Source organism: Streptomyces sp. NPDC004111 (genome assembly GCF_042874215.1).
Taxonomy (GTDB): domain Bacteria; phylum Actinomycetota; class Actinomycetes; order Streptomycetales; family Streptomycetaceae; genus Streptomyces.
In genome coordinates this window covers 98,562-109,855 of record NZ_JBIAMU010000025.1, presented here as the reverse complement: position 1 = coordinate 109,855, position 11,294 = coordinate 98,562, and the positions used below count along the sequence as shown (strand labels likewise).

Annotated in this window: 11 protein-coding genes; 2 read left to right on the top strand and 9 right to left on the bottom strand. The window is 73.3% G+C overall.

Features of this window, described 5'->3' with window-relative positions; all coding sequences use genetic code 11:
- Positions 1 to 113: 113 nt before the first annotated feature.
- The 5 genes from ACFYVL_RS37630 to ACFYVL_RS37610 all read right to left on the bottom strand — a co-directional run bounded on the left by ACFYVL_RS37630 (position 114) and on the right by ACFYVL_RS37610 (position 5,799).
- Positions 114 to 575, bottom strand: coding sequence for a hypothetical protein (locus ACFYVL_RS37630; protein ID WP_389253229.1), 462 nt, complete (start codon positions 573 to 575; stop codon positions 114 to 116).
- A gap of 34 nt (positions 576 to 609) precedes the next feature.
- On the bottom strand, positions 610 to 1,767 hold the full coding sequence (locus ACFYVL_RS37625; RefSeq protein WP_389253227.1) for a hypothetical protein: 1,158 nt from the start codon (positions 1,765 to 1,767) through the stop codon (positions 610 to 612).
- Between the two features lie 267 nt (positions 1,768 to 2,034).
- Positions 2,035 to 2,283: a hypothetical protein gene (locus tag ACFYVL_RS37620; RefSeq protein WP_389253225.1), complete on the bottom strand. Its 249-nt coding sequence runs from the start codon at positions 2,281 to 2,283 to the stop codon at positions 2,035 to 2,037.
- A gap of 184 nt (positions 2,284 to 2,467) precedes the next feature.
- Positions 2,468 to 3,280 carry an SDR family NAD(P)-dependent oxidoreductase gene (locus ACFYVL_RS37615; RefSeq protein WP_389253223.1) on the bottom strand — a complete coding sequence of 271 codons (813 nt, stop codon included), beginning with the start codon at positions 3,278 to 3,280 and terminating at the stop codon, positions 2,468 to 2,470.
- A gap of 152 nt (positions 3,281 to 3,432) precedes the next feature.
- Positions 3,433 to 5,799 carry a PQQ-binding-like beta-propeller repeat protein gene (locus ACFYVL_RS37610; protein ID WP_389253221.1) on the bottom strand — a complete coding sequence of 789 codons (2,367 nt, stop codon included), beginning with the start codon at positions 5,797 to 5,799 and terminating at the stop codon, positions 3,433 to 3,435.
- A gap of 617 nt (positions 5,800 to 6,416) precedes the next feature.
- Here ACFYVL_RS37610 and ACFYVL_RS37605 point away from each other — a divergent pair.
- Together ACFYVL_RS37605 and ACFYVL_RS37600 are read left to right on the top strand one after the other, a co-directional pair.
- Positions 6,417 to 8,051 carry a TROVE domain-containing protein gene (locus ACFYVL_RS37605; protein WP_389253219.1) on the top strand — a complete coding sequence of 545 codons (1,635 nt, stop codon included), beginning with the start codon at positions 6,417 to 6,419 and terminating at the stop codon, positions 8,049 to 8,051.
- A gap of 85 nt (positions 8,052 to 8,136) precedes the next feature.
- A complete protein-coding gene (locus ACFYVL_RS37600) occupies positions 8,137 to 8,364 on the top strand; it encodes a hypothetical protein (protein ID WP_185025425.1) in 228 nt (75 codons plus the stop codon).
- A 118-nt stretch (positions 8,365 to 8,482) separates the two neighbouring features.
- On the opposite strand, the gene ACFYVL_RS37595 is transcribed toward ACFYVL_RS37600, so the two are convergent.
- The 4 genes from ACFYVL_RS37595 to ACFYVL_RS37580 form a co-directional block, all read right to left on the bottom strand.
- On the bottom strand, positions 8,483 to 8,665 hold the full coding sequence (locus ACFYVL_RS37595; RefSeq protein WP_389253217.1) for a hypothetical protein: 183 nt from the start codon (positions 8,663 to 8,665) through the stop codon (positions 8,483 to 8,485).
- A gap of 132 nt (positions 8,666 to 8,797) precedes the next feature.
- The gene (locus tag ACFYVL_RS37590) at positions 8,798 to 10,027 is read right to left on the bottom strand and encodes a TerD family protein (protein ID WP_389253215.1); all 1,230 of its coding nucleotides are present in this window, start codon (positions 10,025 to 10,027) and stop codon (positions 8,798 to 8,800) included.
- 89 nt (positions 10,028 to 10,116) lie between these two features.
- A complete protein-coding gene (locus tag ACFYVL_RS37585) occupies positions 10,117 to 10,335 on the bottom strand; it encodes a hypothetical protein (protein ID WP_389253213.1) in 219 nt (72 codons plus the stop codon).
- Between the two features lie 109 nt (positions 10,336 to 10,444).
- Positions 10,445 to 11,257: an NAD-dependent epimerase/dehydratase family protein gene (locus tag ACFYVL_RS37580; protein WP_389253210.1), complete on the bottom strand. Its 813-nt coding sequence runs from the start codon at positions 11,255 to 11,257 to the stop codon at positions 10,445 to 10,447.
- Positions 11,258 to 11,294 lie beyond the last annotated feature (37 nt).

Below are 11,294 nucleotides of genomic sequence, written 5' to 3'. Positions count from 1 at the left end.
GGCCGGGCGGGCCGGGGGGGGGGGGGGGGGGGGGGGGGGGGGGGGGGGGGGGGGGGGGGGGGGGGGGGGGGGGGGGGGGCCCCCCCCCCCCCCCCCCCCCTCGGGGCCACCGGTCAGACCTGGTAGCGCGTCGTGTGCCGGAACGTGGTCGACGCCCCGTCGAAGCCGTACGTGCCCCGGTACGACGGCGGGTTCTGGAACTCGCCGAGGATGGTGATGGTGGCCGCGCACTGGGCCTGCGAGGTCCGCTTGGCGGTGAGCCGCAGTTGCTGGCCCATGGAGCCGCCCGTGATCTCCCACGGCGCCCCGCAGATCCCGGACACGATCCGCCCGCCGGTGATCACGAACGGGTAGGTGTTCGGGTTGTAGAGCACTTCGAGCTCGAACGTCACCGCCCCGTTGTGGAGCTGGAGCTTCGCGTCCGTCTGGAGCGCCTCGGCCGTGACCTCCTGGGGTGCCCGGTCCGCCGCGAACGCCTCGTCGCGGGTCTTGACCTCCGCACCCATCGGGTTAACGAAGCGGTGCTCCTGCTGGCCCGACTGGCCCTTGGACGACTTGCGTGCCTGAGTGGTCATGATCGTGAGTCCCTCCGTCCCTGTCCGGCGGCCGTCAGGCCAGCAGCTCGGCGATCTCGACGCGCAGCAGCCTGCGCACGTTCTCGATGTGGTTGACCACGGTCACGGACTGGGATCCGGCGAACAGCAGACCGACCGCGACGTTGTCGAGGGAGGTGACCAGGGAACCGGAGTCGCCGCCCGCCGAGATGTTCGTGGTGAGGATCTGGTCCTTGAAGCGCGCGGTGCCCGCCGTGCCGTAGTTCACGTCGATGGTCGCGTCGACCGCGAGGATCCGGCCGAAGGTGATGTTGGTCGTACGGCCGGTCTTCTTGACCAGGTTGCCGACCCCGACGTTGATCTTGCGTCGCCAGGCGCGCGGGGCGCCGCTGAAGTACTGCTCACGCGTCGCGTCCTGGAAGTCGACCGCGCCGAGCGCCGCGTCGACGATGTTGTTGTGCCGCTCCAGCGGGATCTGCGGGGCGAACTGGATCGGGATGAAGCGGTCCAGCGTGGCGATCCGGTCGGCCGGGTTCTGGCCGCCGTCGAAGACGCCGGGCTGCACGATCGCACTGCCGGCCGGGGCCCTGTTCGAGTCGGCGAGCACGTGGTTGTTGCTGAGGATGTAGAACTTCGCCGGGGTGCCGATGCCCGCGACGGGCGGGTCCACGGTCGCGCTGGGCAGGAAGTCGTACACCACGCTGCCGAGCGTGCCCGCCGTCACCGCCACGTTGCCGACCGAGAAGCCGGAGGGGCACGGGCGCATCCGCCGCTTGAGCAGCTCCGGCTCGAACGCGCCGAGACCGCTCAGCTCTTCGAGCATGGGCTGGGAGTAGCGCGCCGACTGCTCGGCCACACTGCCGTCGGAACGGTACTTGTCCTCCTCGTGGAGCTGGCCGCGCCGCTGTCCGTACATCTGCCGCTGCGCCGACACATGGCCGACGGCCAGTACGTCGGTGGGCGTGCCGTCGTCCATCCGGTGCGGTACGACGTCGCGCTCGGGCAGCATCGACTCGGGAACCTTCTGGTTCACCAGGACGAGCAGCGCCGGCTCTCCGGTGGGCTCTCCGTCGACCCACTTCACGCCGTGGCCGAAGCCGACGACGTTGGCCATCGGCGACTGCGGGCGCAGGAAGTCGGACATCGCCTGCTGACGGGAGCTGTCACTGAGCTGCCCGCCGGTGGGTCCTCGCATCATCTCGGGCTGGCTCACGCCAGACCACCTCTTCCCCGGTGAGTTAGGGATGCATGGGAGTACGTGGAGGGACACCCGGGGCGCCGAGGACGTCCGGGACACCGGGACGCCCTGGGACGCGCGGGGTTCAAGGGGAGTGCTGGGGCGTACGGGGACGCCGTTCGGGGAGCCCGATCGGGGGAGCACCGTGCGGGGACGCCGTGCGGGAACTCCGTTCGGGGGAGCACCGTGCGGGGACGCCGTGCGGGAACTCCGTTCGGGGTCCTTCGGGGGACGCCGGTCGCCTCAGGACCTGTCGCCGTCGCCGTCCTGCGCGTCGACCTCGCCGATCGCGAGCACGCGCACCGGTACGCCTTCGACTTCCCTCGGTACCACGTCTTCTGGACGGAGCCGGTCGCGGGGCACGGTACGGGTCACGAAGACGACGATCACGTCCTCGCCCGAGTACTCGTCCTTGCCGGTGCCGACTCCGGTCACATTGGCCAGCTGGAGCAGCCGGCTCTCATGGAGGTCACGAGCCTGCCTGGCATCCACATGGCTCGCCCCCTCGCGTCGCTGTTCCGTGCGTGTGTGCGGTGTGACCTCCGGGGACTTCCCCCGAAGCCCGGCCGGTAGGGAATGTCTATTGCCGACGTCACCGGCGGTCAAGGCATTCCACGCGAAATCTTGGGAATCCAGGCGTTCTGCCCGAGTTGACCATCCGTTCGCCGGGCGCGGCTCAAGTCCGCAGGTGTGAAGCCCCGTTGAGGTCCAGAACGGTGCCGGAGGCCCACTGCGCGGCGGGCGAGGCCAGCCACAGCACCGCCGCCGCGATCTCGTCCGCCGACGCCACCCGGCCGAACGGGCTCTGTGCCCGGATCGCCTCGCCCTCGGCCCCCGACAGCCGGGGTGCGACGCGTTCGGTCTCGAAGAAGCCGGGCGCCACGGAGGCCACCGCGATGCCGTGCGGGGCCAGGTGCACGGCGAGGGACTGGCCGAGCGCGTGCACCGCCGCCTTCGTCGCGCCGTACGCCGGGTGGTCGGGCTCGCCGCGGAACGCCCCGCGCGAACCGATGTTGACGATCCGCCCGCCACCGCCCTGCCCGATCATCCGGTGGGCGGCGAGGTGGCTGAGATGGGCCGTGGCCAGCAGATTGACGGAGACATGGGCTTGCCAGGTCCGGGCCCACTCGTCGTACGGGGTGGTGGCGAGCGGGTGCGGGAGGTTCACCGCCGCGTTGTTGACGAGTACGTCGATCCCGCCGAGCCCCTCCCCGGCCGACTCGGCCACCGCCGAAGCCCCGTCCGGCGTGGACAGGTCACCGCCGGCCAGTACGTGCCCCGAACCGGCGAGCGAGGCGAGGGTGCGCTCGGCCTCCTCGCGGCGCGAGCCGAAGTGGACGGCGACCCGGTCGCCATTCGCGGCGAAGCCCTGCGCGAGGGCCCGGCCGAGCCCGCGCGAGGCACCGCTGACGAGAACACGGCGGCCGGAGGACGGGAAGGGGGAGGCGGGGGAGGCGGGGGAGGCGGGAGCGGGCGTGGGGGAGACCACAGGGGGTTCCTCTCGGGCGAGGGGGCGAGGGGCGAGGGGGCGTCCGGGGTGCGGGGGTGCGTGATGATCATGCCCCTGTGGAGCGGTGGGGCGTCAACCGGCCGCCCCGCCCCGCCCCCGTTGCCGGCTGCCGCCGCGGTGGGGCGGGTCGCTCACGCCGGTCCGCGCAGCGTCAGCAGGGTGCGGCCGGCGCGCAGGTGGGCCAGACCGCCCCCGGCCGCCGCCCGGACCCCGCTCATCCGCTCCACCGGCGTCGCCCACACCGTTGCGCCGGTCCGCGCGTCCAGGGCGTACAGCCCCCAGCCGTCCGCGCGCCGCCCGGAACCGGCGCCCGGCGCCGGGGCGGGGCCCGCCGCGTACAGCAGGCCGTCCGCCACCAGCGGCGGCGCCGCGGTGTCGGCGTCCAGCCGGTGCACGTCCGTGCGCACCCACAGCTGGTGGCCGGTCGCCGCGTCCAGGGCGCGCAGGTCGGCGGCGCTCGCGGTGTGCACCAGTCCGGCCGTGGCGGTGGGGGTGACCGTCGCCCCGTCGCCCGCCGGGCGCGACCAGCGGAGCGTCCCGGTGGCCAGATCCACCGCCGCCACCGCGGACCTCCCCGGGTAGTACCGGACGCCCGAGGAGCCCGGATGCGCCTCCGGATGGACCGCACCCCCCGGAATCTCCCGCTCCACCGTGCCGTCCCGGTCCCGCAGGACCACCAGCGGGCCGTCCGCCGGGTCGCGCGTGGTGGCCTGCCGCTCGGAGGTGGCGACGGCGAGCCGCCCTGCGGACTGGTCGACCGCGGCGACCCCGGTCACGGTCCCGGCCCGGTGCCAGAGCGGCCGGCCGTCGCCCGCCGAGAAGCCGTACGCCCGCCAGCGCCGCCCCTGCCCGGCGCGGTGCCGCGCGTCGGCGCTGTCCGAGGAGTGGGTGACCAGGCAGACCGTGCCGGAGGAGACCGTGAAGTGGGCCGACCCACCCTCCTGTTCGGCCGGCGCGGCGCTCTGGGGGGCCGGGCGGAACGGATTGCGGGCCGTCGGCACCGACTCCCAGCGCCGCGCCCCGGTCGCCGCGTCCAGCGCCACGATCCGCGGGCCGTCCGCCGTCGTCCGCAGCACGTACACCGCCTCGCCCCGCACCCGCAGGCCCGCGACCCGCCCGCCCTCGTACCGCCACCGCACCTCGCCGGTCGCCGGGTCCAGCCGGGACAGCGCCCCGGCCGTCGTGACGTACAACGCGTCGCCCTGCCGCAGCAGTTGGCCCCCGTCTCCCGGGGCGGCCTCCAGTTCGCGCGACCACGCGGGACCGCCGGAGGGCCGGCCGCGCGGCGGTGCCGCCGCCCCGGCCCGCGCCTCCACCGCTGCGGGGCTCCCGTCGAACATCAGCACGCCCGCGGTGGCCGACCCCGCCACGGCCGTCACCGCCGCTCCGGCCCAGGCCAGAAACCGGCGGCGGCGCGGCGCCGAGGGCGGCGGGGCGGCACCCGGCGCGGGTTCCGCTTCCGGTTCTGCCCGCGGCTCCTCGGCCAGGGGCAGCGGCGGTACGCCGCCGAAGGTGCGCGGACGTGCGGCGGCCGGTGCGCGCGGTGTCCGGAACGCCTCCGGGATCTCGTCCGCAAGCCCGTCCGCCAGCTCCGCCTCCGCCTCGACGAGTTCGGCCATCGCCTCCTCGTGCTCCCGGACCACGCCCAGGATCGGCTCCTCGCGCCACCACGGCACCTGCCCGGCCCGCGCGGCGCACCAGTCGCTCACCTCGGCGACGGTGGGCCGCGCCGCCGGGTCGAGCGCCAGACAGCGCCGCAGGAAGCCCAGCCACTCCTCGTCCGGCACACCGAGCAGGTCGGGCGGCTCGTGCAGGGTGCGGTGCAGGACCTGCGCGGCGCCGCCCGACCCGAACGGGTTGCGGCCGGTGCTGGAGAGGGCGAGCAGCGCACCGAGCGCGAACACGTCGGCGGGCGGGCCTACCTCCGCGCCCGGGGCACCGGTCAACTGCTCGGGGGCGATGAAACCCAGCTTGCCGACGGGCCCGCCGGGGCCGGTCCGCGGCTGCCCGGGGCCGTCCGCGGCGCCCTTCGCGAGGCCGAAGTCGAGGATCTTGGGGCCGTCCCGGGTGATCACGACATTGGCGGGCTTGAGGTCGCGGTGCACCAGCCCGGCGCGGTGCACCGCGGCGAGCGCCTCGGCCAGGGCGGCGCCCAGCGTGCCGAGCGCCGCCGCGTCCAGCGGGCCGAGCGTGCCGATCGCGTCCACCAGGGACGGGCCCGCGCAGAACTCGCGTACCAGCCAGGGGGGTTCGGCCTCGGTGTCGCAGTCCAGGACGGCCGCCGCGTACACGTCCGCGACGCCGCGGGCCGCCGCCACCTCGCGGCAGAACCGTTCCCGGAAGCACGCGTCGGACGCCAGGTGCGGGTGCACGGTGGTGAGGGCGACCAGCCGCCCGGCGGGACCGCACGCGAGGTCCACCCGGCCCGTGCCGCCCTCGCCCAGCGGCGCCACCACGCGGTACTGCGCAGGCCCGGCTGCGGATGATGCGGCTGCCATGCCCGTGATCCCCTCCCGTTCGCCCGGGAAACCCCGGACGCTCTGTGCGACGCCTGTGAAGGGGTGCGCGGTTGCGGGATCGCGCGCGTGGTGACGTACTCCACGTCCCGGACGGCGCCCCGCGGTAATTCCGTGGCGGGCGGCGGGGTGGTGCTCCTAGAGTCATGGACGTGTCCAGGTGCGCAGGCAGGACCTACTTCCACTGCTAATGGGGAGGCCACGGGTTCGAGTCCCGTCACCGGTATTCGTGCCGGTGTAGCTCAGGGGCCAGAGCACCTACGTCGGTTCCGCCGCATCCGAACTCTGGACACACCTCAACTTCATGACGCCACGCACCTCCCGGTGCGCCGGACACGGCTCCTTCCTCAACCGAAACCGCCGCGTCCGAACCTGATCTCGGGAGGCGCAGTCCACACACGGGTGCCCGGTGCGCAGGCAACGGTTACTTCCTTGATCTGACGGTCGCGGGTTCGAGTCCCGTCATCGGCTTCGGGCCGGTGTAGCTCAGTGGCTAGAGCATCAGAATTGTTCCGTCGCCGCTTCTGACCTCGGGCATCCTTGTGTGCACTGCGCCTCCCCCTTTTGTTCTGATTATTCCGAATTCGGGGGAATTCGCCATGTCCCGCTTCAACGCCCGCAAGCCCGCCGCCGCTTCGGCCGCCGCTGCCGCCTCCGCCTCCGCCGCCGCGAAGGTGAAGGCCCGCGCCCTCTCGCCGGTCGCGACGACCGGTGACACCGAGGTCAACCACCAGGGCGGCACCGGTCATCTGCGCGACGCGAAGTCCGAGCTCTTCCTGCTCGCCGTCGCCAACTTCGTCGCGCAGAACACCTTCTACGAGACCGGCGAGGACCGCGACGACCGCTTCGTGACCCTGGTGCGGCAGCTCGCCGTCGAGGACCCGCAGTGGACCGCGGGACTGCTGGGCTGGCTGCGCGGCGAGGGCCGGATGCGCACCGCCTCCGTGGTCGGCGCCGCCGAGTACGTCAAGGCGCGGCTCGACGCGGGCGTCACCGAGGGCCCGACGAACCGCTCCGTCGTCGACTCCGTCCTCCAGCGCGCGGACGAGCCCGGCGAACTGCTCGCGTACTGGACCGCGGTGTACGGCCGCACCCTTCCCAAGCCCGTCAAGCGCGGTGTCGCCGACGCCGTGCGCCGGCTCTACCACGGCAAGTCGCTGCTGAAGTACGACACCGCCTCCAAGGGATTCCGCTTCGGCGACGTGCTCAACCTGGTGCACGCCGCGCCCGACCCGGCGAAGCCGTGGCAGGGCGAGCTGTTCCAGTACGCGCTGGACCGCCGGCACCACCCGGAGACGGCGCACGCGCCGATGTCCAGCCCGGTGCTGACCGCGCACCGCGACCTGATGGCGCTGCGGCCGGCCAAGCGGCGCGCCGTGCTGCGCAAGGAGAACGCCGCCGAGCGCCTCGCGGACGCGGGCATGACCTGGGAGTCCCTCGCGGGCTGGCTCCAGGGGCCGTTGGACGCTCGGGCGTGGGAGGCGATGATCCCGTCGATGGGCGCCATGGCGCTGCTGCGCAACCTGCGCAACTTCGACGAGGCAGGGGTCTCGGACGAGGTGGCGCAGCGGGTCGCGGCGAAGATCTCGGACCCCGAAGTCGTCGCCCGCTCGCGGCAGTTCCCGTTCCGCTACCTCGCCGCGTACCAGCACGCGCCGTCGCTGCGCTGGGCGTACCCGCTGGAGCGGGCGCTGGGCCACTCGCTGGCCAACGTGCCGAAGCTGGCGGGCCGCACCCTGGTGCTCGTCGACCGGTCGGGCTCCATGTTCTGGTCGCAGCTCTCCGAGCGCTCGCAGCTCAACCGGGCGGACGCGGCGGCGATCTTCGGTACGGCGCTGGCGCTGCGCGCGGACAGTGCCGACCTCGTCGAATTCGGTTCGAACAGCAACGCCGTCGAGTACTCGAAGGGGGAGTCGGTCCTGAAGATCCTGGAGCGCTTCGGCAACCTGGGCGGCACCCACACCGCCGACGCGGTCCGCCGCCACTACCGGGGCCACGACCGGGTCCTGATCGTCACCGACGAGCAGGCCGCGTACAGCAGCGACACGGACGTCCTCGCGGCGATTCCGGCGCACGTGCCCACGTACACCTGGAACCTGGAGGGGTACGAGGCCGGTCACGCTCCGTCCGGCACGCCCGGCCGGCACACCTTCGGCGGGCTGACCGACGCGGCCTTCCGGATGGTGCCGCTGCTGGAGGCCGGACGGTCCGCGGACTGGCCCTGGCGGGACTGACGTGGGGCCTGTGGCGGGCCGGGCCGGTGGGGCGGCAGAGAGACGGGCATGGCATCTGCCGCCCCGTGGGCGCATACTGAAGGTAATGACAAAGCCAGCCGGAGCCCGGCGACACCTGCCGTCCAGTCCCTTCAACGTCCCGGCCCCGGCCGCCCCGCCCATTGAGAACTACGAGGTGGGAGACCGGGTTTCGCATGATCAATTCGGACTCGGAAGAGTCGTGGGGGTCGAGGGCGACCTCGCCGTGCTCATCGACTTCTCCGGACGTCAGGGGCGGATCCTCAGCCCCTACTCCAAGTTGACCAAGCTCTGAGCCTCCGCGGCTCCGGGAAAACGCCTCCGCCCCGCCCCCGGTCATCGTGACGGGGGAGCGGGGCGGAGGCGTTTCACCTACCGGTGGAAATACGGTGTGGATCCGGAGGAACCGGACGTCAGGCGGCGGGTTCCTTCGCCCTTGCCATCGCGTTCGCCCACTCGACGAGGAGCATTTCGTACTCCTCCGAGGGCCAGGCCCCGGTCGTCGTCTGCGCGTCCACGAGGCGGCGGATCGCCGCGTTCGTCCGGTCCGCTCCCGAGGGGGCTTCCCCTGCGGCGGACATCGAGGTAGTGGACATGTCCTCCAGGCTACGTGCGGCCGATGGTGACCAAACCCCTTGTGAGCGTGGTGTCTGTCACGTGCACGGCCGGTGTCCGGGGGGAACGGACCGGGCGGCCCCGGCGTCCGCGAGGGCGGGGCCGCCCGGCCGCTACAGCGCCTGGGCGGCCGGCTTGACCATGCCGCGGACCGTGCGGGACTTCACGAAGTCGCCCATCGCGGTCATCTCCCACTCACCGCTGAACTGCTTGATCAGCTTCGCCATGAGAACGCCCGTCTGCGGCTCGGCGCCGGTCAGGTCGAAGCGGACCAGCTCCTCGCCCGTCGCGCCGTCGAGGAGGCGGCAGTACGCCTTGGCGACCTCGGTGAACTTCTGGCCGGTGAAGGAGTTCACCGTGAACACCAGGCCGGTCGCCTCCGGCGGGATGCGGCCCAGGTCGACCGTGATGACCTCGTCGTCGCCCGCGCCCTCACCCGTGAGGTTGTCGCCGGAGTGCTTGATCGCGCCGTTCAGGATGGTCAGCTTGCCGAAGTAGCAGCTGTCGATCATCTTGCGGTTGCCGTCGTAGGCGATGACCGAGGCGTCCAGGTCGATGTCCTTGCCGCGGAACGCGGGCTCCCAGCCGAGGCCCATCTTGACCTGCGAGAGCAGCGGCCGGCCGCCCTTGACCAGGGAGACGGTCTGGTTCTTCTGGAGGCTGACCCGGCCCTTGTCCAGATTGATCTTGCCGTTGCCCGGGGCGGGCGCGGCGGGCGGGGCGGCCGGCGGCGCGGCGGGCGCCTGCGGGGCGGCCACCCGCGGGTCGTAGGACGGGGTGGGCGCCGACGGCGGGGCCGCGGGGGCGGCCGGGGCCGCCGGGGCCGCCACGGGAGCCGGGGCCGGGGCGGGCTCCTCGACGCTGACGCCGAAGTCGGTGGCGATGCCCGCCAGCCCGTTCGCGTACCCCTGGCCGACGGCGCGGACCTTCCAGGCGCCGTTGCGCAGATAGACCTCGACGACCACCAGGGCCGTCTCGGTGCCCAGCTGCGGGGGCGTGAAGGTGGCGATCACGCTGTTGTCGTCGGCACCGCGCACGGTCGCGGTGGGCTCGATGCCCTGGAAGCTCTGGCCCGCCGCGTCGGGGCTCGCGGTGACCACGATCCGCTCGATACCGGCCGGGAGCGCACCGGTGTCCACCACGATCGAGTCCGGGGTGGTGCCACCGCCGGAGCGGTAGGTCACGCCGGGGCCCGAGGGCTGGTTGAAGAAGATGAAGTCGTCGTCGGAGCGCACCTTGCCGTCGGCGGTGAGCAGCAGGCCCGACACGTCGAGCCGCACCGGAGCGGCAACGTCCACGGCCACGCGGGCGGTGGGAAGCGGAATGTTCGAGCCAGGGGTCATTGCGGTCATGCCAGGGGTAACGACCGGGAGGGCTTTGCCGTTCCCTTACCTTGCGACCAATTCCCCGGACGCCGGAAAGAAGGCTCTGATCAGCGGTTTCGCGGGTGGTTGCGGGCCGTGCGCTCGTTGCCGAACTTGTAGGCCCCGGTCCAGCGCGCCATCACCAGCTGGGCGTCCCCCGACTCCACCTCGGTCAGGAACTTCTCCGCGCGCGGCCCGCGCAGCGTGCTCGCGGCGCGCCCCCGGTGGGTGATGGTGACGGTGCCGTCGGCCCGCCGTTCGTAGGTGAATCCCTGAGGTTTCGGCATACGGCGCATCCTCGCCGCCCCGGCCCCGCCCCGCGAACCCTTTTCCCGGGACCGGGGCCGGGACCGGCACCGCGCCCGTTCCCGCGCCCGCGAGCCGCGAGCCGCGGGCTCAGTACGGCCACTGCGGCGGGTCCACCGAGAACGAGCCGCCCAGGAGGTCGTGCTCCGGATCCCCCGGCAGCGGCTCGCCGTGCTCCTCGATCAGCTTGGCCGCGTACTGCTCGGAGTCGTCCTGCGGCAGATAGCCCAGCGCCCTCGCCGACGAGAGGTCCCAGCGCAGCCGGGTGTTGGCCGAGGAGCCGTACACCACCGTGTGCCCGACGGCGGGCGCGGTCAGTGCCGCGACGAACAGCCGGGCCGCGTCGCCGGGGCTCAGCCACAGCGAGAGCATCCGCACCGACGTGGGCTCCATGTGGCACGCGCCGATCCGCACCGACACCGTTTCCAGCCCGTCCCGGTCCCAGTACAGCTGCGCCAGGTCCTCGCCGAACGCCTTGGACAGCCCGTAGTAGCTGTCCGGGCGGTGCGGCGTCTCCACCGGCAGCGGCGGCCCGCCGGGACCCGGCAGCGGAGCGAAGCCCACCGCGTGGTTGCTGGAGGCCTGCACGATCCGGCGCACGCCCGCCTCCTCGGCCGCCTCGTAGAGGTTGTACGTCCCCTCGATGTTCGACCGCAGGATCTTCTCGAACGGCGCCTCCAGCGAGATCCCCGCCAGGTGCACCACCGCGTCGACCCCCGCCACCGCCTCGCGCAGCGCCGCCTTGTCGCCGAGGTCCGCGGTCACCGCGGTCGGCTCGCCCTCGATGGGCGTCGCGTCGAACAGCCGCAGGGTGTACCCGTACGCCGGAAGCAGCCCCCGCATCAGGGTGCCGATGCCGCCGGCCGCGCCGGTGAGCAGAAGGGTGCGGGAACTGTCGGGCATGGGAGGCGACTCCTTGGGCCTCATGGTCGCCCGCGGA